We start from the raw sequence: 21,946 nt of genomic DNA on the forward strand, positions 1-21,946 counted from the left end.
CCCGTTCCGTTCCCCTCTTTCCCGACCTTCATGACGACGTTGACCCTGATCGTCGCGCGTGCCCGCAACGGCATCATCGGCCGCGACAACCAGTTGCCCTGGAAACTTCCCGAGGATCTCGCGTTCTTCAAGCGCACGACGATGGGCGCGCCGATCGTGATGGGCCGCAAGACCCACGAATCGATCGGCCGGCCGCTGCCCGGCCGCCGCAATATCGTCGTCACGCGCGACGCCACGCGCCGTTTCGACGGCTGCGATACGGTCACGTCGCTCGCCGACGCACTGGCGCTCGCCGCGCGCGACGGGGCGCCGGAGGTATTCCTGATTGGCGGTGCGCAACTCTACGCGGAAGGTCTCACGCTCGCCGACAGGCTGGTCGTCACCGAGATCGACGCCGACTTCGACGGCGACGCGTCGTTCCCGGCGCCCGACGCCGCGCACTGGCAGGAAATCTCGCGCGACGCGCATCAGGCTGCCGCGCCGAACACGTTCGGCTATGCGTTCGTCGTCTACGAACGCAAGCGCGGCTGACGTCTTCTTCCGCACGATGAAAAAAGCCCGACCGGCTTCGCGCCGGTCGGGCTTTCGTTTTCTGGCGGCCTGCGCCGCGTGCGGCTTACTGCCCTGCAATCGTCATCTGCTCGATCAGCACCGAGCCGGTTTCCTTCGTACCGCGCACGATCGAATCCGCACCGATCGCGACGATATGGCGGAACATCTCCTGCAGCGTACTGGCAACGGTGATTTCCTCGACCGGATACTGGATCACGCCGTTCTCCACCCAGAAACCCGCCGCACCGCGCGAATAGTCGCCCGTCACGTAGTTCACGCCCTGCCCCATCAACTCGGTCAGCAGCAGCCCCGTGCCGAGCTTCTTCAGCATCGCGTCGAAGTCGTCGCCCGCCTGCGTGTTCGCGCTGCGCAGCGCGAGATTGTGCGAGCCGCCCGCGTTGCCGGTGGTTTGCGTGCCGAGCTTGCGTGCCGAATAGGTCGACAGGAAATAGCCTTCGACGACACCGTCCTTCACGACGCTGCGCGCACGCGTGCGCACGCCTTCCTCGTCGAACGGCGCGCTGCCCATCGCGCGCGGCACGTGCGGATCCTCGACGATCTGGATGTGCGGTGCGAACACCGGCTTGCCGAGGCTGTCGACGAGGAACGACGTCTTGCGATACAGCGCGCCGCCGCTCACCGCCTGTACGAATGCGCCGAGCAGGCCGGCCGCGAGCGGCGCCTCGAACAGCACGGGCACCTTGCGCGTGTCGAGACGACGCGCGCCCATCCGCGCGAGCGCACGTTCGGCCGCGTAACGGCCCACCGCTTCGGGCGCGGCGAGATCGATCGCGCTGCGCTTCGACGAATACCAGTCGTCGCGCTGCATGTGGCGGCCGCTGCCCGCGATCGGCGCGCATGCGATGTAGTGGCGCGAGTACGGATAGCCGGCCAGGAAGCCGCGCGACGTCGCGAGCACGAACTGCGAGTGCTGCGCCGACACGCTCGCACCTTCCGAATTGCGAATTTGCGGGCTGACCGCAAACGCGGCGTCTTCCGCGCGGCGGGCAAGCTCGACCGCGTCGTCGGCCGTCAGCGCCCACGGGTGGTACAGATCGAGGTCCTGCGGGTCGGTTTCGAGCAGCTCGGCTTCGGCGAGACCGGCCGCTTCGTCCTCGGCCGTGAAGCGCGCGATGTTGTAGGCGGCGGCGACGGTATCCTTGATCGCGGCCGGCGAGAAATCCGACGTGCTCGCGTTGCCGCGTTTCTTGCCGATGAACACGGTGACGCCGACCATCTTGTCGCGGTTGTGCTCGATCGTTTCGACCTCGCCACGGCGCACCGACACCGACAGGCCGTCGCCCTCGGAGATTTCGGTCGCGGCGTCCGTCGCGCCGAGCGCCTTCGCATGGCGAAGGATGTCCGATGCGATTTCTTTGAGCTGGTCCTGCGTGTGCGGGAAATAGCGCGCTTGTACGTCGAGATTGGCTGCCATCGTCTTGGTATCCGGTGGCGGGCGGGCGCCCGCATGGTCAAAATGTTGCGTATCCCGCGATCATAGCAAGGTCCGGGGCCGGACACAGACAAGCTTGGGTATCCGCGCCGCGATACAATGCGGCCCATGACACGCAAAACCCGAATCCAGCCGATCGAACATGCCGTCGAGGACGACGACAATGGCTACGATCGCCCCAGCAAATCCCAGTTGAAGCGCGAAATGCACGCGCTGCAGGAACTCGGCCAGGCACTCGTCGACCTGCCGAAGGACGCGCTCAAGCGCATGCCGATGCCCGAAGATCTCGCGGACGCCGTGCGCGAGGCCCGCCGGATCACCGATCACGAAGGCAAGCGCCGCCAGCTCCAGTACGTCGGCCGCGTGATGCGCTCGCTGACCGACGACGAAACGGCCGCGCTGCGCACCGCGCTCGACGCGCAACGCGGCGTGAACAAGGCCGCGACGGCCCGCCTGCACTGGATCGAGCGCACGCGCGAGCAACTGCTCGCGAGCGACGACGCGCTGACCGAATTCCTGCGCCAGCACCCCGACGCCGACATCCAGGAAGGCCGTACGCTGATCCGCAACGCGCGCAAGGAAGCCCAGCAAGGCAAGCCGCCGCGCTATTTCCGCGAGCTGTTCCAGTGGATCAAGACCGCGAGCGGCACGCCCGGCGGCGATGACGAAGGGGACGACGCCACCGGAGACGACCATGACGACGAAGCGTAACCATCCGGACGAGCTCGTGGTCGGCCTCGTGTCGATCAGCGACCGCGCGAGTACGGGCGTCTACGAGGACAAGGGCATCCCGGCGCTGCAGGAATGGCTCGCCGGCGCGCTCGTCTCGCCGTGGCGCGCGCAAACGCGCCTGATCCAGGACGACGCGCCGACGATCTCGGCCACGCTGACCGAACTGGTCGACGTCGCCGGCTGCGATCTCGTGCTGACGACGGGCGGCACCGGTCCCGCGCGCCGCGACGTGACGCCGGAAGCCACGCTGGCCGTGGCGACGAAGGAAATGCCGGGATTCGGCGAACAGATGCGGCAGATCAGCCTGAATTTCGTGCCGACCGCGATCCTGTCGCGGCAGGTCGCGGTGATCCGCGAAACGGCCGACCATGCGGCGCTGATCATCAACCTGCCCGGCCAGCCGAAGTCGATCCGCGAGACGCTGGAAGGGCTGCGCGATGCCGACGGCAAATCGACCGTGCCCGGCATCTTCGCCGCGGTGCCCTACTGCATCGACCTGATCGGCGGCCCGTATATCGAGACCGACGCCGCGGTGGTCGCGGCGTTCCGGCCGAAAAGCGCGCGGCGCTGAACGTGGCTCGAGCGCCGCGCGCGTGCCGGCCCGCTCAGGCGGCCGGCACGGAGTCGCCTGCCGGCGCCGATGCGGCCGGAATCAGGAAATGCTCGCGATAGTACTTCAGCTCGTCGATCGACTCGTGGATGTCGGCGAGCGCGGTGTGCATCGCCCGCTTCTGGAAACCCTTGTAGATGGCGGGCTGCCAGCGGCGGCACAGCTCCTTGAGCGTGCTGACGTCGAGGTTGCGGTAATGGAAGAACCGCTCGAATTCCGGCATCCAGCGCGCCATGAAGCGGCGGTCCTGGCAAATCGAGTTGCCGCACATCGGCGACTTGCCCGGCGACACGTACTGCGCGAGGAACGCCTGCAGTTGCGCGGCGGCTTCCGCCTCGGTCACGGTCGATGCGCGCACGCGGTCGATCAGCCCCGAGCGGCCATGCGTCGACTTGTTCCAGTCGTCCATCTTCGCGAGCGTCTCGTCGCTCTGGTGAATCGCGAACACCGGGCCCTCGACGGCAACGTCGAGCGTGGAATTGGTCACCACGACCGCGATCTCGATGATGCGGTCGTTTTCCGGGTCGAGGCCCGTCATCTCCATGTCGAGCCAGACGAGGTTCAACTCGTTGCGCACGAGCGCGGGCTGGCTGGCGGAAGCGGCGGTATCGGTCATGATTCATCCTGGAAAATGGCGGACCGGGCGCGCCGATGCGGCGCCGCCCGGGCGGCCGGCATCGCATCAGCGGGGCCGGTCCGCAAGAACATATAATTCTCGCATAGAACCCTTTGGCGCCTTCGATGTCACCCTTTTCGTTCACCCTGCTGTTCGCGATCGCCGTACTCGCGATGGTCGTCACCAAGCTGTGGCTCGCGTCGCGGCAGATCCGCTTCGTCGCCGCGCACCGCAACGGCGTGCCCGCGCAATTCAGCGCCACCATCCCGCTGACCGCCCACCAGCGCGCCGCCGACTACACGGTCGAGCGCACCCGGCTGACGATGCTCGAGATCGTCGTCAGCGCGGCCGTGCTGGTCGGCCTCACGCTGCTCGGCGGCGTCGGCGCGCTCGACTCGCTGCTGACCGGCTGGCTCGGCCGCGGCTACGGGCAGCAGGTCGCGCTGGTCGCCGCGGTGCTCGTGATCATGAGCGCGATCGACGTCCCGTTCGAGTATTACCGCCAGTTCGGGATCGAGCAGCGTTTCGGCTTCAACCGGATGACGAAGCGGCTGTTCTTCGCCGACATGCTGAAAAATTCGCTGCTCGGCGCCGTGCTCGGCCTGCCGCTGCTGTTCGTCGTGCTGTGGCTGATGAACCAGGCCGGCAGCCTGTGGTGGCTGTGGACCTGGATCGTGTGGGTCGCGTTCCAGATGCTCGTGCTGCTGATCTACCCGACCTTCATCGCGCCGCTCTTCAACAAGTTCGAGCCGCTGAAGGACGACGCGCTGCGCGCACGCATCGAGTCGCTGATGAAGCGCTGCGGCTTCGCGGCGAAGGGCCTGTTCGTCATGGACGGCAGCCGCCGCTCGGCGCACGGCAACGCGTACTTCACGGGCTTCGGCGCATCCAAGCGGATCGTGTTCTTCGATACGCTGCTCGCGCGCCTGTCCGGCCAGGAGATCGAAGCCGTGCTCGCGCACGAGCTCGGCCACTTCAAGCGCCGCCACGTGATGAAGCGGATGCTCGTGTCGTTCGTGCTGAGCCTCGTGCTGCTCGCGCTGCTCGGCTGGCTCGCCCAACGTACGTGGTTCTATACGGGGCTCGGCGTCACGCCGTCGCTCGACACCAGCAACGCGGGCGCCGCGCTCATCCTGTTCTTCCTCGCGATTCCGGTATTCCTGTTCTTCGCGACACCGTTCAGCAGCCTCACGTCGCGCAAGCACGAATTCGAGGCCGACGCGTTCGCGGCCAGCCAGACCGACGCGCAGGATCTCGTCAGCGCGCTCGTGAAACTCTATGAAGACAACGCGTCGACACTGACGCCCGACCCCGTCTACACGGCCTTCTACTACTCGCATCCGCCTGCGTCGCAGCGGATCGACCGCCTGCTGCAGCACGCATGAGCCGGCCGACCTCCCGCAAGCCGGCCCCGCGCGCATCGGGCGCGCAACGGGCCGAAGGCCGCGTGATCGCGGCGCACGGCCGCCACTACATCGTCGCCCCCGACGACGGCGGCCCGATGCTGCAATGCTTCCCGCGCGGCAAGAAGAGCGACGTCGCGGTCGGCGACCGCGTCGCGTACGAACTCGCGTCGGCCGACCAGGGCGTGATCGTGGAGATCGGCGAACGGCGCAACCTGCTGTACCGCTCCGACCAGTTCAAGTCGAAGCTGTTCGCGGCCAACCTCGACCAACTGCTGATCGTGCTCGCCACCGAGCCCTATTTCAGCGAGGATCTGCTCGGCCGCGCGCTGATCGCCGCCGAAGCGAACGAGCTGAAGCCGCTCGTCGTGCTGAACAAGATCGACGTGGAGGCCGCGCTGCCGGTCGCGCGCGAACGCCTCGCGCCGTACCGCGCGCTCGGCTACGACGTGCTCGAGCTGTCGGTGAAAGGCGCGCCGGACGACGCGCGCGCGCAACTGATGCCGCACCTCGCCGGCCATTCGACGATCCTGCTCGGCCAGTCCGGGATGGGCAAGTCGACGCTCGTGAACCTGCTCGTGCCCGACGCCGAAGCCGCGACCCGCGAGATCTCGGCCGCGCTCAACAGCGGCCGTCACACGACGACGTTCACGCGCCTGTACCCGCTGGAAGGCGGCGGTGCGCTGATCGATTCGCCGGGCTTCCAGGAATTCGGCCTCTACCACCTGACCGAAGGCCGCCTCGAGCGCGCGTTCCCGGAATTCCGGCCGCTGCTCGCGGACTGCCGTTTCTATAATTGTCATCATCTGCACGAGCCCGGCTGCGCGATCCTCGAAGCCGTCGCCGACGGCCGCATCGCGCCGTCCCGGCACGCGCTGTACGCGCAGCTCGTGCACGAGGCGAGCCAGATCGTCCGCTGATCGCGCGACGTGTGCGACGGCCGGCCGGCGCCAGACGGGCCGGCCTTCATCGACAGGAGCGGCGATGCGTTTCAAGGCACCCGACCTCGCGACCGCGCAGCATTGGGCCAACGTGCTCCAGGTGGCCGGCATCGGTTGCGAGTTGCACAACTGCTACGCGACCGGCGCGCTCGGTGGCCTGCCCGCCGACGCGTGCACGCCCGAACTGTGGCTCGACGACGAACGCGACGACGCGCTCGCCCGCCGGCTCCTCGATGCCGCATCGCACGGCCCGTCTGCCGGCGCCGCACCCTGGCGCTGCCGGCAGTGCGGCGAAGCGCTCGAAGCGCAATTCACCGCGTGCTGGCAATGCGGCGCCGTGCGCGACCCGCTCGACGACTGAACGCATTGCGCCGACGCACAGCGAAAAGGCCGGCATCAAGCCGGCCTGTTCATTTCGTCGGGCGCCGGGCTAGCGCGTCACGATACCCAGACCGCCAGCGTCAGCATCAGCAACAGGATCATCCACAGGATCACCGCGCGCCACACGAGGCCGACCGCCGACTGCAGCGTGCGCGGCGTGCAATCGTCACCGACCGTCAACGGACCGCTGTCGCCGACCGCCAGCGCATCGAGGCTCGACGGCTCCGCGAGCGGCCCGGCAAGACGCGCGCCGAGCGCCCCGCTGCCGGCGGCCAGCAGCACGCCGTCGTTCGGGTCGGGCCACTGGCGCGTATGGTTGCGCCACGCGTAGATCGCATCCTCGAAATTGCCGACGATCGCGAAGCCGAGCGCCGTCAGCCGGGACGGAATCCAGTCGATCACGAAGAACGCGCGCTGCGCGAACGTCGAGAAGGCAGCGGTGCGGTCGTCGCCCGGCATCGACCAGCTGCGCGCGAGGTATTCGGAAATCCGGTACAGCACGGCGCCCGCCGGGCCGAGCGGCAGCACGTACCAGAAGAACACGCCGAAGACGTGGCGATGCGACGCGATGACCGCGTGGATCAGCGTATGACGGACGATTTCGCCGACCGGCATGTCGACCGTGTCGATACCCGTCCACTCGTGCAGGATTTCGCGCGCGCGCGGCACGTCGTCGTTGTTGAGCGCGAGATGGATATCGGTGAAGTAGTGGCTGAACTGGCGGAAGCCGAGCGTGAAATACACGACGACGACGTTCCACAGAAACGCGAGCACGAAGCTCACCTTGTACAGCAGGAAATAGATCAGCGCGACGATCAGTACCCACGGCAGCACGACCGCGAGCCATGCAAGGATTCCGTGCTTCTGCTTGCCGGCGTCGAGGCCATGCGCGACGGTTTCCGCATGAAACTGGAACAGCGCGAACACCGGATTGCTCGGCGACAACGCGCGGACCTGTTCGATGATGAGGGCGAGGAGAACCGAAAAGAAAGTCATGCGTGGCGCCGTCTTCGGAGTTATGTCATTTTTTGCATAACGATAGCACAGCGTCAGCCGCGCATGGCTGCACGGCGCGCTCGCCAGGCAGCCGGCGGCGCGCGCCGGCCGGCGCGCCCGCCTAGCCGGCAGCCAAGAAGCGATACAGATTGCGAAACATGGCGGCAGTTGCGCCCCAAATGAAGTAATGCCCGTCCGGTTTCTCATTCGGATAGGGCATGGCAAAAAAACGACGCTCGCCGCCTTCCCACCGGAACACACGCACCTGATGGTTCGCGGGATTCATCACGAACGCGAGCGGCACCTCGAAAATCTCGGCGACTTCGAACGTGTCGGCTTGCACGGTGAACGGCGGATGCACGAGGCCGACCACCGGCGTCACGCAGAAACCCGTGCCGGTCAGGTAGTCGGGCAGCGCACCGAGAATCTCGACGCGTTCGGCGGCCAGCCCGATCTCCTCCTTCGCCTCGCGCAACGCGGTGGCGGTCGCGTCGCGATCGAACGGCTCGCGACGACCGCCGGGAAAGCTGATCTGTCCGGCGTGGTCGTTCAGGTGATCGGCGCGCTGCGTCAGCAATACGGTGAGGCCCGATTCGCGGACGACGAGCGGCACGAGGACGGCCGCGCTACGCGGATCGACGCCTTCCTGCAGCCTCGCTTCGCCAGGCTCGACGCTCCATTCGAGCGTGCGCGCGAACCGTTCGCGCAGGCCGGACGGCGTCATCAGCCGGGAATCGATGACCGGCAGGCCGGCGCCTGTGCCTTCGACCGGCAATACTTCGGGATCGATGATGGGGCGGCGATTCAATGGGGCTCTCGGGTTCGTGTCGTATCGAGCATATTGTCGCGCCAGAATGAAAAAAGCACCCGGTTGGGTGCTTTTTCCTTACAGCCCTTACTCTTGGGAAGCTGCTGCGGCGCGATCCTTCGACACCAGCTTTTCCTTGATACGAGCCGACTTGCCCGAACGCTCGCGCAGGTAGTACAGCTTCGCACGACGCACATCACCGCGACGCTTCACGACGATGCTTGCCAGCAGCGGCGAGTACGTCTGGAACGTACGCTCGACGCCTTCGCCCGACGAGATCTTGCGGACGATGAAGTTCGAGTTCAGACCACGATTGCGAATCGCGATCACGACGCCTTCGTAAGCCTGAACGCGCTTGCGGTTACCTTCAACCACGTTCACGTTCACGATCACCGTGTCGCCCGGGGCGAAATCGGGGATCGTCTTGCCGGCGAGCGCGCGCTCGATTTCTTCCTGCTCAAGTTTTGCGATCAGATTCATTACTGACTCCTTATGCCATCGTGTCGGCGTTCAACCCGCCTGCTTCCAGGCTTGGTCCCGATAGAGGATGGATTCACATCAGGCGCCGCACACGCATGTACGGCACCGCCAATTCCCGCTCGCGCAGCCGCCTCAGGAGGCGTCCTTCGCTTCGCGTGCGAGGTTCGCGAGCCACGCCTCGTCGGCGCGGCTCAACAACTTCTCGCGGCGCGCCCGGACGATCAGGTCCGGCCGCTTCCGCAACGTATTCCTCAATGCTTCCTGACGCCGCCACCGCTCGATCTCGGCATGATGCCCGCCGAGCAGCACGTCCGGCACGCGCACGCCGGCGTATTCCTCGGGGCGCGTGTAGTGCGGGCAATCGAGCAGGCCGTCGGCGAAGCTGTCCTGCACGGCCGACAGCGAATCGTTCAGCACGCCGGGCAGCAACCGCACGACCGCATCCATCATCGCCATCGCCGGCAGTTCGCCGCCCGACAGCACGAAATCGCCGAGGCTGATTTCCTCGTCGACGCAACGGTCGAGCAAGCGCTGATCGATCGCTTCGTAGCGACCGCACAGCACGACGACGCCGGGTTCCTGCGCCATCCGCACCGCACGATCATGCGTGAGCGGCGCGCCTTGCGGCGACATCATCACGACGCGCGTGCTCGCGATGCCCTGCTCCGCCTGCGCCGCTTTCGCGGCGTCGATCGCGGCTTCGAGCGGCCTGGCCAGCATCACCATGCCCGGACCGCCGCCGTACGGACGATCGTCGACCGTGCGGTAGTTGTCCGTCGTGAAATCACGCGGGTTCCAGGTGCGCAGCCCGAAGCGCCCCTGCTTGACGGCCCGGCTGGTGATTCCCCAGTCGGTCAGTGCGCGGAACATCTCGGGAAAGAGCGTGATGACGTCGAACTGCACCGCGCTCTCGGTAACCTGGTTCATTTCAGTAATCGGCTTCCCAGTCGACGACGATGCGACGCGCCGCCTGATCCACCGTTTTGACGTAGACGCCGACGAACGGAATCAACCGCTCGTCGGTGGTCGGCTGACCGTCTTTGCCGGTTGCCGGATACTCGACGCGCATGATCGAATGCACGCCGTTGTCGATCATCCCGCTCACCTTCCCGAGCGCCACCGATTGCTCGTTGACGACATCGAGACCGATCAGGTCGACCCAATAGAATTCGTCCGCGGCCAGTGCCGGGAAATCTTCCCGGCGCACGAACACGCGAAAGCCGCGCATGGACAGCGCAGCATCGCGGTCGCCGACACCCGCGGGTTGCGCAACGACAGTGTCGCTGTGCGTCTTCGACTGCATGATGCGGACGGAAAGCCGCTCCGCACCGCGTTCCAGCCACCAGCGACGCGCGCTGAGCAGCGCGTCGCCACCGCGACCGGCATCGGCATGCGTCGCCACCTTGACCCAGCCCTTCAGGCCGTAGGCGTCGACCACCGCCCCGACCTCGACGGCATCGTCGGGCCAGGCTTGCGTCGCTTCGGGGCCGCCCTGTTCGGCAGCCTGACCGGCGTTCGCGCCCGTGTCGCGCTCGACCGGCTTGCGGACGAATGCGCCGAATGACGCACGCCCGCGCCTTGCATTACCGGAATCGTGACCCGCCATCAATGCACCTCACAGCCGGCACGACCGGCACACCGCGCCATGTCAGGCAGCCGGTTGCGCCTTTTGCGCTTCCTTCACGAGACGCTGGACGGTCGGCGACAGTTGCGCGCCAACACCTTGCCAGTACGTCAGGCGATCCTGAGCGATACGCAGCGATTCGCCCTTCGTGGCGACCGGGTTGTAGAAGCCGACGCGCTCGATGAAGCGGCCGTCACGACGGTTGCGCGAATCGGTAGCAACGATGTTGTAGAACGGGCGCTTCTTCGAGCCGCCACGAGCCAGACGGATGATAACCATATGATGTCCTTCGGGAAAACCGGGTTCGAAACTACTGAAACACGCGATTATAGCCGGAAACCAGAGGTACAACAAACACTTACGCGTAAAAATCCGCGGACGGCCCGTCGACCGGGTCTACAATCGTCGTGTCCAGGATGCGCTCGACCATCATGCCGCCCCTTCGCGCCACCCCGATGCGCCGCGTGCAGCGCCAGTTGGCGGCGCTGCTTGCCGGCCTTGCCTGCGTCGCGTCCGCAGCGGCGTTTGCCGCGCCGCTGCCGGTGAACGAACTCGTCGTGCCGCCCGGATTCCATGTGAGCGTGCTGACCGACGCCGTACCGGCCGCGCGTGAAATGGCGTGGTCGCCGCGCGGCATCCTGTATGTCGGCACGCGAGACGGCCGCGTCCACGCGTTCGCAATGCACGAGGGCCGGATCAGCGCACACTACGTCATCGCGTCCGGGCTCGACATGCCCGTCGGCGTCGCCTATCGCGATGGCGCCCTCTATATATCCGCCGTCTCGCGCATCCTGCGCCTCGACCATATCGACGACCGGCTCGCCAGACCGCCCGCGCCCGTCGTCGTGACCGATGCGCTGCCGACCGACCACCATCACGGTTGGAAATTCATCGCGTTCGGCCCCGACGGCAAGCTGTACGTGCCGGTCGGCGCGCCGTGCAACGCGTGCCTCGCCGATCGCGGCCGCTACGCGATCATCGCGCGGATGAACGCCGACGGCAGCGGGCGTGAAGTGATCGCTCGCGGCATACGCAATACGGTCGGCTTTGCATGGCACCCTGACTCGGGCGAGCTGTGGTTCACCGACAACGGGCGCGACATGATGGGCGACGACGTACCCGACGACAAGCTGAACCGTGCGCCGCGCACCGGCCTCGACTTCGGCTTTCCATACTGCCACGGCGGCGATACGCCCGACCCCGAATTCGGCGGCGCCGACGTCTGTCGTCATTACGTGCCGCCCGTCCTGAAACTCGGCGCGCACGTCGCGGCGCTCGGGATGCGCTTCTATACCGGGACGATGTTTCCGGCGCCCTATCGCAACAATGTCTTCATTGCCGAACACGGCTCGTGGAATCGCAGCACGAAGGTCGGCTACCGCGTGATGCGCGTGATCGCATCGGCGGACGGCAGCCACGCCCGCCAGATACCGTTCATCACGGGCTGGCTGCGACCCGACGGCACCGTATGGGGACGCCCGGCCGATGTATTGCCGCTACCGGACGGCTCGCTGCTCGTCAGCGACGATTACGCGGGCGCGATCTACCGCGTGACCTATGCGGCACCTTGACGCAGGCGAGGCGTGACCGGGCCCGACCGGGCATCGTAGAATGCGTGCCGGGCCGCGCGCCCGCGCCGGCCTGCCGACCCCGCCCATGCCAACGACAATACGCCGCCATCCATGTCCAGCAGCACCGCATCGCCCCGCCGCTTCCGCTCCAAGACGCTCACCGCCGCCCTCGCGTTCCTGTTCGGCTCGCTCGGCGCGCACCGCTTCTATCTGTACGGCTTTCGCGATGTGTACGGCTGGGCCCATCTGCTCGCGACGATCGTCGGCATCCCGGGCTTCCTCCTGCTCGCCGCAACCCAGCGCAGCGCCGGCCTCGGCTGGTGGCTCGCGGTACCCGGCGCAATCTCGCTGCTGGCGGCGTTTCTTGCCGCACTCGTCTACGGGCTGCGCCCCGACGAAAAATGGGATGCGCAATTCAACGCGGACACCGGCAAGCACAGCCGGTCGGGCTGGACCGTGATCTTCGTCGTGATCTTCTCGCTGCTGATCGGCGCGTTCCTGTTGATGACCGCACTCGCGCTGTCGTTCCAGACGTACTTCGAATCGCAGGTCGAAGCAGCCAAGCAGATTTCGCAGTAAGCACGACCCATACGGTCGATACGACACACCGGCGACTGCATGGCTCGCCGGTCAGAACAGGTTCAACTGCATGTCGTCGCGCGGCTTCGCGCCGGCTGCACGCACCGCGACACGCGGTGCCGGCACCCCGGCGGCAGGCGCACCGCTGAACCGCGACAGATCGAGGATACCGTTCGTGCGTTCGTTCAACCCGAGCCGCTTGACGGCCTGGCGGAAGCGCTGCCGCAACAGGTCGGCCCAGATTCCCTCGCCCTTCATCCGTTTCGAGAAATCCGAGTCGTAATCCTTGCCGCCGCGCATGTCGCGCACGCGGTTCATCACGCGCTCCGCACGATCGGGAAAATGCGCGGCAAGCCATTGCTTGAACAACGGCGCGACCTCCCACGGCAACCTCAGGATGATGTAGCTCGCATGCGTCGCGCCGGCTTCCGCACAGGCCTCCAGCACGCGCTCCATGTCGGGCTCGGTCACGAACGGTATCACCGGTGCAATGCTCACGCCGACCGGCACGCCCGCATCTCGCAGCGCGCGAATCGTGCGCAGCCGCCGCGCCGGCGTGGCTGCACGCGGCTCCAGCGTGCGCGCTAGCTCGGCATCGAGCGTCGTGATCGTGACCGCCGCCATCACCTGCCCGCGTTCGGCCATCGGCGCGAGCAGGTCGAGATCGCGCTCGATCAGCGACGATTTCGTGATCGCCGCGAACGGCAGCCCGCGATCGTGCATCACCTGGATCACGCTGCGCGTAATGCGCAGGTCGCGCTCGACCGGCTGGTATGCGTCGGTGTTGACGCCGAGCGCGATCGGCTCCGGCACGTAGCGCTTGCGCGAAATCTCGCGCTCGAGCAGGTCGGCCGCGTTCACCTTCGCGTAGATGCGGCTTTCGAAATCGAGCCCCGGCGACAGCCCGAGGTAGCTGTGCGTCGGCCGCGCGAAGCAGTAGATACAACCGTGCTCGCAGCCGCGATACGGATTGAGCGACACGCTGAACGGAATATCGGGCGACTGATTGTGCGTCAGGATGCTCTTCGCCCGCTCCTCGAATACCTGCGTGCGCAGCGGCGCGGGGAAATCGGCATCGTCGGACTCGTGCGTCCAGCCGTCGTCCACCGCTTCGCGCTGCGCGATTTCGTACCGCCCCTGCAAGTTGTCGACCGCACCGCGCCCCTTGCGGGGCACGGGCGGCGCTACCGGAAATTCGTTGTCGGACCGATCGTCCATGTGCCCACCCATTCGCCTGCGCCCAATACTGTACATTTATACAGTATTGGGCGCAGCATGCCAAGGGCGGGATAAAGGGCCCGACAAACGGGCCGCCGGTACGTCACTCGCCGACGGCGATCGTCAGCGTTTCCTTGATTTCTTCCATCACGACGTAGCTCTTCGACTGCACGGCACCGGGCAACTGCAGCAGGATGTCGCCGAGGAGCTTCCGGTAGTCGGCCATCTCGCCGATCCGCGCCTTGATCAGGTAGTCGAAATCGCCGGAAACGAGATGGCATTCGAGCACCTCGTCGATCTTCATCACTTCCCGGCGGAATTGCTCGAACATGTTGCCGCCCTTGTGGCCGAGCGTGATCTCGACGAACACCAGCAGCGCGGCGCCCAGCTGGCCCGGGTCGACCCGCGCGTGATAACCGGTGATCACGCCGTCGCGCTCCATGCGCCGCACGCGCTCGATGCACGGCGTGACGGTCAGTCCGACCTGTTCCGCGAGATCTTTCATCGCCATCCGGCCGTCGTCCTGGAGCAGTTTCAGAATGCGCCGGTCGAGCTTGTCGAGCGAGCGTACGGGCTGACGTTGCGTTCTCATTTGTTTATGCTGAAAACCGAAAAAATACGATAACAAAAACTGCACATTCGACAATACCATAGCTCGAAAAACTAGATCAGCTAGAGGTTACACGGAGCCGCAGGTGCGCCCGGCCTCAATCTGGTCCCTTCCATCTGGAGCAGCTATGCGAGTCGTCATTCTGGGCAGCGGTGTAGTGGGCGTGGCAAGCGCGTATTACCTTGCGCGCGCCGGCCATGAAGTCACTGTGATCGACCGGGAAGCCGGCCCGGCGCTGGAGACGAGCTTCGCGAACGCAGGCCAGATCTCGCCCGGCTATGCCGCGCCGTGGGCCGCACCCGGCGTGCCGCTGAAGGCCGTCAAGTGGATGTTCGAAAAGCACGCGCCGCTCGCGATCCGCCTCGACGGCACGCGCTTCCAGCTCCAGTGGATGTATCAGATGCTGCGCAACTGCACGGCCGAGCGCTATGCGGTCAACAAGGGGCGCATGGTCCGTCTCGCCGAATACAGCCGCGACTGCCTGCAGGCGCTGCGTGCCGACACCGGCATTCAGTACGAAGGCCGCACGGGCGGCACGCTGCAACTGTTCCGCACGCAGCAGCAACTCGACGGCGCGGCGAAGGACATCGCCGTGCTGCAGGAAGCGAACGTGCCGTTCGAACTGCTGTCGCCGGCCGAACTGAAAAAAGCCGAACCGGCGCTCGCCGCCGTCTCGCACAAGCTGACGGGCGGCCTGCGCCTGCCGGGCGACGAAACAGGCGATTGCCAGCTGTTCACGACGCGCCTCGCCGCCCTCGCCGAATCGCTCGGCGTCAAGTTCCGCTACAACACGCCGATCGATGCGCTCGCGATCGCGGGCGGCAAGATCGCCGGCGTGCAGTGCGGCAGCGAGACGGTGCGTGCCGACGCGTACGTCGTCGCGCTCGGCTCGTATTCGACCCGCTTCATCTCGAACCTGATGAAGATTCCCGTCTATCCGCTCAAGGGCTATTCGATCACCGCGCCGATCGTCAACGAAGCCGCCGCGCCCGTGTCAACCGTGCTCGACGAGACCTACAAGATCGCGATCACGCGCTTCGACCAGCGCATCCGCGTCGGCGGCATGGCGGAAATCGTCGGCTTCGACAAGACGCTGCGCGCGGCGCGCCGCGAAACGCTCGAGATGTGCGTGAACGACCTGTTCCCGGGCGGCGGCGATACGTCGAAGGCCACGTTCTGGACAGGCCTGCGCCCGATGACACCGGACGGCACGCCGATCGTCGGCCGCACGCCGGTGTCGAACCTGTTCCTGAACACCGGCCACGGCACGCTCGGCTGGACGATGTCGTGCGGCTCGGGCCAACTGCTCGCGGACCTGATCTCGGGCAAGATGCCCGCGATCCAGGCCGACGATCTGTCGGTGCATCGTTATCTGAAGGACGTGCCCAGCCAGACGCGCCCGGCATACGCGTAAATCGGAACGGCCCGCGATGCGGGCCCGTTGCATCAGCGAAAAAGGCGCCCGAGGGCGCCTTTTTCGCTTCGGCGGCTGCGATGTGCAGCGACCGCGAATGTCGATTCGGCACGAGGCTTCAGTCAACGTGCGCATGCTGCCGTCGCACGGCGATCGAATCGACGCTACCAGTCGTGCGTGCGCGACGATACGTTCGGCACGGCACGGTACGATCCGGAATCTTCCTGACGAGCGACGCTCGCGCCTCTTCGCTTCGGCGAAAAAGCGTCAACCTATTTCACGACGGGACAGACACAACAAAAAAGGGGCGCTCGTCGCGCCCCTCTTCTCGTGTGCTTTACCGCTGAAGCGTCACGCCGCGTCAGCCGAGCTCGGTCACGAGCTCCGGCACGAGCGAGAACAGATCGCCGACGAGGCCATAGTCGGCCACGCTGAAGATCGGTGCTTCCGGATCCTTGTTGATCGCGACGATCACCTTCGAATCCTTCATGCCGGCCAGATGCTGGATCGCGCCCGAGATGCCGACCGCGATGTACAGCTGCGGCGCGACGATCTTGCCGGTCTGGCCGACCTGGTAGTCGTTCGGCACATAGCCGGCGTCGACTGCCGCGCGCGATGCGCCGAGTGCCGCTTGGAGCTTGTCCGCCAGCGGCTCCAGCACCTTCGTGTAGTTCTCGCCGCTGCCCAGGCCGCGGCCGCCGGACACGATGATGCTCGCGCTGGTCAGTTCCGGACGGTCCAGCTTCGTCACTTCACGGCTGACGAATTGCGACTTGCCGGCGTCGGCTGCCGCTTCGATCTTCTCGACCGCTGCGCTGCCGCCTTCCGCCGCCACCGGATCGAAGCCTGTCGCACGCACCGTGATGACCTTGATCGGGTCGCTCGACTGCACCGTCGCAATCGCATTGCCCGCGTAGATCGGGCGCTCGAACGTGTCGGCCGAATCGACCGCCGTGATGTCCGAGATCTGCGCAACGTCCAGCTTCGCGGCGATACGCGGCGCGATGTTCTTGCCGTAGGCCGTCGCCGGCGCGAGGATGTGCGAGTAGTCCTTTGCAATGTTCAGCGCGGTCGCTTCGACGTTTTCCGCGAGGCCTGCTTCGAGCTGCGGCGCGTCGGCCAGCAGCACCGTCGACACACCTGCGATCTTCGCGGCCGCGTCGGCAGCCGCTTGTGCATTGTGGCCCGCGACCAGCACGTGGATGTCGCCGCCGATCTTCGCAGCAGCCGCCACCGTGTTCAGCGTCGCGGCCTTGATCGACGCGTTGTCGTGTTCTGCAATCACCAGAATCGTCATTTCTTTCCGCTCCCTCTTACAGCACCTTGGCTTCGGTCTTCAGCTTCTCGACCAGCGTCTTCACGTCCGGCACCTTCACGCCGGCTGCGCGCTTCGGCGGCTCGGCCACCTTCAGCGTCTTCAGACGCGGCGTGACGTCAACGCCCAGGTCTTCCGGCTTCACCGTTTCGAGCGGCTTCTTCTTCGCCTTCATGATGTTCGGCAGCGTCACGTAGCGCGGCTCGTTCAGGCGCAGGTCGGTCGTCACGACTGCCGGCAGCGTCAGCGACAGCGTTTCCGCGCCGCCGTCGACTTCACGTGCCACGGTTGCCTTGCCGTCGGCGATCGTCACCTTCGACGCGAACGTCGCCTGCGGCAGGCCGGCCAGCGCAGCGAGCATCTGGCCGGTCTGGTTCGAATCGTCGTCGATCGCCTGCTTGCCGAGGATCACGAGCTGCGGCTGTTCCTTGTCGACCAGCGCCTTGAGGATCTTCGCGACGGCCAGCGGCTCGACGCTGTCGTTCGACTCGACGAGGATCGCGCGATCCGCGCCGATCGCCAGCGCCGTGCGCAGCGTTTCCTGCGCTTGCGCGACGCCCACCGACACCGCGATCACTTCGGTCGCCACGCCCGCTTCCTTCAGGCGCACGGCTTCTTCAACGGCGATTTCGTCGAACGGGTTCATCGACATCTTCACGTTCGCGATGTCGACACCCGTGTTGTCCGACTTCACGCGGACCTTCACGTTGTAGTCGACCACTCTTTTCACTGGCACCAGGATTTTCATGCACACGCTCCAAAGTTACGAATACGACCAGAGGCCATTTTATAGCGCGACCTCATGACTGCGCGGCCAGGCGGCCCCAACCATCATGGTTGTCGAGGATACCGCTTCTTGGCGACGCGCCAATGATAGCGAACGGTCGTTCTATTTTAAAAGAGAAAAAACCCGGACGCAAAGCCCGGGTTTTCGATCATCGACTCTAATCCCGCCGGGCGTCCGCGCTCCACCGTTACCAGGCAGCAACGACCGCGCCGCCGAACTTGCCTTCGATGAACTGCTTCACGTCGGCCGAGTGATACGCCGCAATCAGCTTGGCGACCCACGGCTTGTTCCGGTCCGCCTCGCGGATCGCAAGGATGTTCGCGTACGGGCCGTTGGGGCCCTCGATCGCGATCGCGTCCTGCTTCGGTTTCAACCCCGCTTCCATCGCGTAGTTGGTATTGATCGCGGCCGCGTCGACGTCGCCGAGCGAGCGCGGGATCTGCGCCGCATCGAGCTCGACGATTTTCAGCTTGCGCGGATTGTCGACGATATCGAGCGGCGTCGCCTTCAGCCCAGCATCCACGCGCAGCTTCAACAGCCCCTGCTTCTGCAGCAACAGCAGCGCGCGGCCGCCGTTGGTCGGATCGTTCGGAACCGCGACGCGCGCACCCGGCTTCAGTTCGGCCAGCGACTTCACGCGCTTCGAATAGATGCCCATCGGGAACGTGACGGTGTCCGCGACCTTGAGCAGCTTGTAGCCGCGATCCTTCACCTGCGCCTGCAGATACGGATCGTGCTGGTAGCTGTTCGCGTCGAGGTCGCCCGACGCGAGCGCCGCGTTCGGCTGCACGTAATCGGAGAATTCGACGATGCGGATCTCCAGGCCGTCCTTCGCCGCGACCTTCTTCACCACTTCCATGATCTGCGCGTGCGGACCGCCCGTCACCCCCACCTTGATGGTTTCCGCCTGCGCATGCGCGCCCGCGAACAGCGCGGCCGCGCCCAGCGCCGCCGCAAACTTCAGCATGAAGCGTCGTTGCATCGTGTCTTTCCTATCGGATCGGTTTGGTCTTATTTGTGGCTCAGCCGGCGCACCAGCCAGTCGCCGAACGATTGCACGATCTGCACGAACACGATCAAGATCGCGACGACCGTCCACATCACTTCCGGCAGATAGCGCTGGTACCCGTAGCGGATCCCGAGATCGCCGAGCCCGCCGCCGCCGATCGCACCCGCCATCGCCGAATAGCCGACGAGCGACACGAACGTGATCGTCAGGCCCGCGACGACGCCCGGCAGCGATTCGGGCAACAGCACCTTGAATACGATCTGCGACGTGGTCGCGCCCATCGACTGCGCGGCCTCGATCAGCCCGCGATCGACCTCGCGCAGCGCCGTTTCGACGAGACGCGCGATGAACGGCGCGGCTGCGAGCGTCAGCGGCACGACCGCCGCGGCCGTGCCGATCGACGAACCGGTGACGAGCCGCGTAAACGGAATCACCGCGACCAGCAGGATGATGAACGGCGTCGAGCGGACCGCGTTCACGATGCCGCCGAGCACGCGATTCACCGCCAGGTTCTGCAACACGCCCTGGCGGTCGGTCAGGTAGAGCAGCACGCCGAGCGGCAGGCCGACGAGCGCGCCGACCGCCCCGGAGATGCCGACCATGATCAGCGTCTCCCAGAACGACTGCACGAACATATCGAACATCTCACTCAACATACGAAAGCTCCTCTACCACCACACCTTGCTCGCGCAGGAACGCGAGCGCCTGCCCGACCTTGCCCGGCTCGCCGCCGGCGAGCACCGCGAGCGAACCGAATGCCTGCCCCTGGATCTCGTCGATCTGGCCGTGCAGGATGTTGAAATCGAGTTCGTACCGGCGGATCGTCTCCGACAGGATCGGCTGGTCGACACCCGAGCCCGTGAACGCGAGCCGCAGCAGATGCCCGCTGCCCGTCTTCAGCCGCTCGGCCACGCGCGCCTTCAGCGCGGGCGGCAGTTCCTGCGCGATCACGTCGCCGATCAGCGCGCGCGTGACTTCGTGATGCGGTTGCAGGAACACGTCGATCACGCGGCCCTCTTCGACCACGCGCCCGGCATCGAGCACCGCCACGCGATCGCAGACCTGCTTGATCACTTCCATCTGGTGCGTGATCAGCACGATCGTCAGTCCGAGTTCGCGGTTGATGCGCTTGAGCAGCTCGAGGATCGAACGCGTGGTTTCGGGATCGAGCGCGGACGTCGCCTCGTCCGACAGCAGCACCTTCGGCTGGCTCGCCAGCGCGCGGGCGATGCCGACGCGCTGCTTCTGGCCGCCGCTGATCTGCGCCGGATAGCGATCCTTCTGCGCGGACAGCCCGACCAGGTCGAGCAGCGGCAACACGGCGGCCTCGATGTCGGCACGGCTCGCGCCGGCCAGTTCGAGCGGCAGCGCAACGTTGTCGAACACCGTGCGCGACGACAGCAGGTTGAAGTGCTGGAAGATCATGCCGATCTCGCGGCGCGCCTCGCGCAGCGCACTGGCCGACAGCAGCATCAAGTCACGCCCGCCGACGACGACATTGCCTTCGGTCGGCCGCGTGAGCAGGTTGATGGTGCGCACGAGCGTGCTCTTGCCGGCGCCGCTTCGGCCGATGATGCCGAACACCTCGCCTTGCGGGATCGTCAGGTTGACGTTGCGCAACGCTTCGACCCAACCGCCCGGGCCGGGGAAACGCTGCGAAAGATTGCGTAATTCGATCATGTAAACAAAACGGCGGCCGGCCGGCGAGTTGGCCCGCCAGTCGGCCGCCGATGCATCTGGAATAGCCGGCGATTTTACCGCAAACCCCTCATTCCCCTTAATAATCGATTTCGATCTTTTCATAACCGGACGAAATTAGAGGGGCGCCGCTTCGCCCCCATGGGAAGGTCGCGACTATGATCGGGAACGCACTTGCCAACGAACCGGAGACACGCCAGATGAGCGCCACCACCACGCCGGCCGCCGCACCCGCCGCCATCGCCGGATCGGCGCCTTCGGCGCCCGCGCCGCACATGGGCCGACTGCGTACCGCGGACGGGCTCGAACTGGCGTCGTACCGCTGGCCGGCCGGCGACGGCAGCGTGCCGCCGCGCGCGACGATCGCGCTCGTGCACGGCCTCGCCGAACACGCGGGCCGCTATGCCGCGCTCGCCGGCCGGCTGAACGCAGCCGGCATCGACGTGCTTGCGATCGATCTGCGCGGGCATGGCCAGTCGCCGGGCAAACGCGTGTGGGTCGAGCGTTTCGACGGCTACCTGAACGACGCGGATGCGCTGGTCGCCGAAGCCGCGCGCGGCGATGCGCCGCTGTTCCTGATGGGGCACAGCATGGGCGGCGCGATCGCGGCGCTCTACGCGATCGAACGTGCACCGGCTCGCGGCCACGCGCTGGCCGGCCTCGTGCTGTCGAGCCCGGCGCTTGCGCCGGGGCGCGACGTGCCGCGCTGGATGCTTGCGCTCAGCCGCCTCATCAGCCGTGCATGGCCTACTTTCCCCGCGATCAGGATCGATGCGGCCCTGCTGTCGCGCGATCCGGCCGTCGTCGCGGCCAATCGCGCCGACCCGCTCGTGCATCACGGCGCCGTGCCCGCCCGCACCGGCGCGGAAATCCTCGATGCGATGGCGCGCATCGAGAGCGGCCGCGGTGCGCTGCGCGTGCCGGTGCTCGTCTATCACGGCACGGAGGACAAGCTGACCGAACCCGACGGGAGCCGGGCGTTCGGCGCGCACGTCGGTTCGCCCGATCGTACGCTGACGCTGTACGAAGGCGGCTTCCACGAAACGATGAACGATCTCGAACGCGACCGCGTGATCGACGCGCTGATCGCGTGGATTCATGCGCGCGTGCCGGCGCGCTGAACGCGCCCGGCCCGGCCGGTCAATCGCG

At 66.3% G+C, this 21,946-nt stretch carries 25 protein-coding genes; 10 read left to right on the forward strand and 15 right to left on the reverse strand.

From position 1 onward, the window contains the following. The first annotated feature begins 30 nt into the window (after positions 1-30). Positions 31-531: a dihydrofolate reductase gene (locus WS61_RS16835; protein ID WP_059501642.1), complete on the forward strand. Its 501-nt coding sequence runs from the start codon at positions 31-33 to the stop codon at positions 529-531. An 85-nt stretch (positions 532-616) separates the two neighbouring features. Here WS61_RS16835 and pmbA read toward each other — a convergent pair whose 3' ends face one another. Continuing rightward, positions 617-1,987, reverse strand: coding sequence for a metalloprotease PmbA (pmbA, locus tag WS61_RS16840; protein ID WP_059501644.1), 1,371 nt, complete (start codon positions 1,985-1,987; stop codon positions 617-619). A 126-nt stretch (positions 1,988-2,113) separates the two neighbouring features. Between pmbA and yjgA the strand changes: the two genes are divergently transcribed. Continuing rightward, complete coding sequence (gene yjgA / locus WS61_RS16845; RefSeq protein ID WP_306453343.1) at positions 2,114-2,716, forward strand: ribosome biogenesis factor YjgA; 603 nt, start codon at positions 2,114-2,116, stop codon at positions 2,714-2,716. After that, complete coding sequence (gene mog, locus WS61_RS16850) at positions 2,700-3,308, forward strand: molybdopterin adenylyltransferase (RefSeq protein WP_082720383.1); 609 nt, start codon at positions 2,700-2,702, stop codon at positions 3,306-3,308. Before yjgA ends, mog begins: the two co-directional genes overlap by 17 nt. A 34-nt stretch (positions 3,309-3,342) precedes the next feature. Here the strand turns inward: mog and orn are convergent, their stop codons facing one another. Then, positions 3,343-3,963, reverse strand: coding sequence for an oligoribonuclease (gene orn / locus WS61_RS16855; protein WP_059501648.1), 621 nt, complete (start codon positions 3,961-3,963; stop codon positions 3,343-3,345). A 125-nt stretch (positions 3,964-4,088) separates the two neighbouring features. On the opposite strand from orn, the gene WS61_RS16860 reads away from it, so the two are divergent. The 3 genes from WS61_RS16860 (at position 4,089) to WS61_RS16870 (ending at position 6,668) form a co-directional block, all read left to right on the forward strand. After that, positions 4,089-5,348 carry a M48 family metallopeptidase gene (locus WS61_RS16860; RefSeq protein ID WP_059501650.1) on the forward strand — a complete coding sequence of 420 codons (1,260 nt, stop codon included), beginning with the start codon at positions 4,089-4,091 and terminating at the stop codon, positions 5,346-5,348. Further along, a complete protein-coding gene (rsgA, locus tag WS61_RS16865) occupies positions 5,345-6,286 on the forward strand; it encodes a ribosome small subunit-dependent GTPase A (protein WP_034206736.1) in 942 nt (313 codons plus the stop codon). The genes WS61_RS16860 and rsgA overlap by 4 nt, the downstream gene beginning before the upstream one ends. Positions 6,287-6,350: 64 nt before the next feature. Continuing rightward, positions 6,351-6,668 carry a putative signal transducing protein gene (locus WS61_RS16870; RefSeq protein ID WP_011351362.1) on the forward strand — a complete coding sequence of 106 codons (318 nt, stop codon included), beginning with the start codon at positions 6,351-6,353 and terminating at the stop codon, positions 6,666-6,668. 77 nt (positions 6,669-6,745) lie between these two features. Here WS61_RS16870 and WS61_RS16875 read toward each other — a convergent pair whose 3' ends face one another. The 6 genes from WS61_RS16875 to rpsP form a co-directional block, all read right to left on the reverse strand. Further along, positions 6,746-7,684: a CobD/CbiB family protein gene (locus WS61_RS16875; protein WP_059501652.1), complete on the reverse strand. Its 939-nt coding sequence runs from the start codon at positions 7,682-7,684 to the stop codon at positions 6,746-6,748. A 121-nt stretch (positions 7,685-7,805) separates the two neighbouring features. Then, positions 7,806-8,492 carry a CoA pyrophosphatase gene (locus tag WS61_RS16880; RefSeq protein WP_059501654.1) on the reverse strand — a complete coding sequence of 229 codons (687 nt, stop codon included), beginning with the start codon at positions 8,490-8,492 and terminating at the stop codon, positions 7,806-7,808. A gap of 87 nt (positions 8,493-8,579) precedes the next feature. After that, positions 8,580-8,972 (reverse strand): 50S ribosomal protein L19, encoded by a 393-nt coding sequence (gene rplS, locus WS61_RS16885; RefSeq protein ID WP_006486838.1) that lies wholly within the window; start codon positions 8,970-8,972, stop codon positions 8,580-8,582. Between the two features lie 132 nt (positions 8,973-9,104). After that, positions 9,105-9,899 carry a tRNA (guanosine(37)-N1)-methyltransferase TrmD gene (trmD, locus tag WS61_RS16890; protein ID WP_059501656.1) on the reverse strand — a complete coding sequence of 265 codons (795 nt, stop codon included), beginning with the start codon at positions 9,897-9,899 and terminating at the stop codon, positions 9,105-9,107. 1 nt (position 9,900) lies between these two features. Then, on the reverse strand, positions 9,901-10,578 hold the full coding sequence (gene rimM / locus WS61_RS16895; RefSeq protein WP_059501658.1) for a ribosome maturation factor RimM: 678 nt from the start codon (positions 10,576-10,578) through the stop codon (positions 9,901-9,903). 42 nt (positions 10,579-10,620) lie between these two features. Then, positions 10,621-10,875: a 30S ribosomal protein S16 gene (gene rpsP / locus WS61_RS16900; protein WP_006476550.1), complete on the reverse strand. Its 255-nt coding sequence runs from the start codon at positions 10,873-10,875 to the stop codon at positions 10,621-10,623. Positions 10,876-11,027: 152 nt separating this feature from the next. On the opposite strand from rpsP, the gene WS61_RS16905 reads away from it, so the two are divergent. Next, a complete protein-coding gene (locus WS61_RS16905) occupies positions 11,028-12,167 on the forward strand; it encodes a sorbosone dehydrogenase family protein (RefSeq protein ID WP_059501723.1) in 1,140 nt (379 codons plus the stop codon). Between the two features lie 111 nt (positions 12,168-12,278). Next, entirely contained in the window at positions 12,279-12,746 is a 468-nt protein-coding gene (locus WS61_RS16910) for an NINE protein (protein ID WP_059501660.1), read from the forward strand. Positions 12,747-12,797: 51 nt separating this feature from the next. Here the strand turns inward: WS61_RS16910 and WS61_RS16915 are convergent, their stop codons facing one another. Then, a complete protein-coding gene (locus WS61_RS16915; RefSeq protein WP_059501662.1) occupies positions 12,798-13,976 on the reverse strand; it encodes a PA0069 family radical SAM protein in 1,179 nt (392 codons plus the stop codon). Between the two features lie 91 nt (positions 13,977-14,067). Continuing rightward, positions 14,068-14,556 carry an Lrp/AsnC ligand binding domain-containing protein gene (locus WS61_RS16920; protein ID WP_012492860.1) on the reverse strand — a complete coding sequence of 163 codons (489 nt, stop codon included), beginning with the start codon at positions 14,554-14,556 and terminating at the stop codon, positions 14,068-14,070. Between the two features lie 145 nt (positions 14,557-14,701). On the opposite strand from WS61_RS16920, the gene WS61_RS16925 reads away from it, so the two are divergent. Beyond that, a complete protein-coding gene (locus WS61_RS16925; RefSeq protein ID WP_059501664.1) occupies positions 14,702-15,988 on the forward strand; it encodes a D-amino acid dehydrogenase in 1,287 nt (428 codons plus the stop codon). Positions 15,989-16,349: 361 nt separating this feature from the next. Here WS61_RS16925 and WS61_RS16930 read toward each other — a convergent pair whose 3' ends face one another. The 5 genes from WS61_RS16930 to WS61_RS16950 all read right to left on the reverse strand — a co-directional run bounded on the left by WS61_RS16930 (position 16,350) and on the right by WS61_RS16950 (position 20,779). Continuing rightward, complete coding sequence (locus tag WS61_RS16930; RefSeq protein ID WP_059501666.1) at positions 16,350-17,285, reverse strand: electron transfer flavoprotein subunit alpha/FixB family protein; 936 nt, start codon at positions 17,283-17,285, stop codon at positions 16,350-16,352. Between the two features lie 16 nt (positions 17,286-17,301). Then, positions 17,302-18,051, reverse strand: coding sequence for an electron transfer flavoprotein subunit beta/FixA family protein (locus WS61_RS16935; protein WP_059501667.1), 750 nt, complete (start codon positions 18,049-18,051; stop codon positions 17,302-17,304). 226 nt (positions 18,052-18,277) lie between these two features. Then, on the reverse strand, positions 18,278-19,072 hold the full coding sequence (locus tag WS61_RS16940; protein ID WP_059501669.1) for a MetQ/NlpA family ABC transporter substrate-binding protein: 795 nt from the start codon (positions 19,070-19,072) through the stop codon (positions 18,278-18,280). Between the two features lie 29 nt (positions 19,073-19,101). Continuing rightward, positions 19,102-19,755 (reverse strand): methionine ABC transporter permease, encoded by a 654-nt coding sequence (locus tag WS61_RS16945; RefSeq protein WP_006486982.1) that lies wholly within the window; start codon positions 19,753-19,755, stop codon positions 19,102-19,104. Continuing rightward, the gene (locus WS61_RS16950; protein ID WP_059501671.1) at positions 19,745-20,779 is read right to left on the reverse strand and encodes a methionine ABC transporter ATP-binding protein; all 1,035 of its coding nucleotides are present in this window, start codon (positions 20,777-20,779) and stop codon (positions 19,745-19,747) included. The genes WS61_RS16945 and WS61_RS16950 overlap by 11 nt, the downstream gene beginning before the upstream one ends. 218 nt (positions 20,780-20,997) lie before the next feature. On the opposite strand from WS61_RS16950, the gene WS61_RS16955 reads away from it, so the two are divergent. Then, complete coding sequence (locus tag WS61_RS16955) at positions 20,998-21,918, forward strand: alpha/beta hydrolase (protein WP_059501726.1); 921 nt, start codon at positions 20,998-21,000, stop codon at positions 21,916-21,918. Positions 21,919-21,946 lie beyond the last annotated feature (28 nt).

Source organism: Burkholderia sp. ABCPW 11 (assembly GCF_001523445.1).
Lineage (GTDB): Bacteria > Pseudomonadota > Gammaproteobacteria > Burkholderiales > Burkholderiaceae > Burkholderia.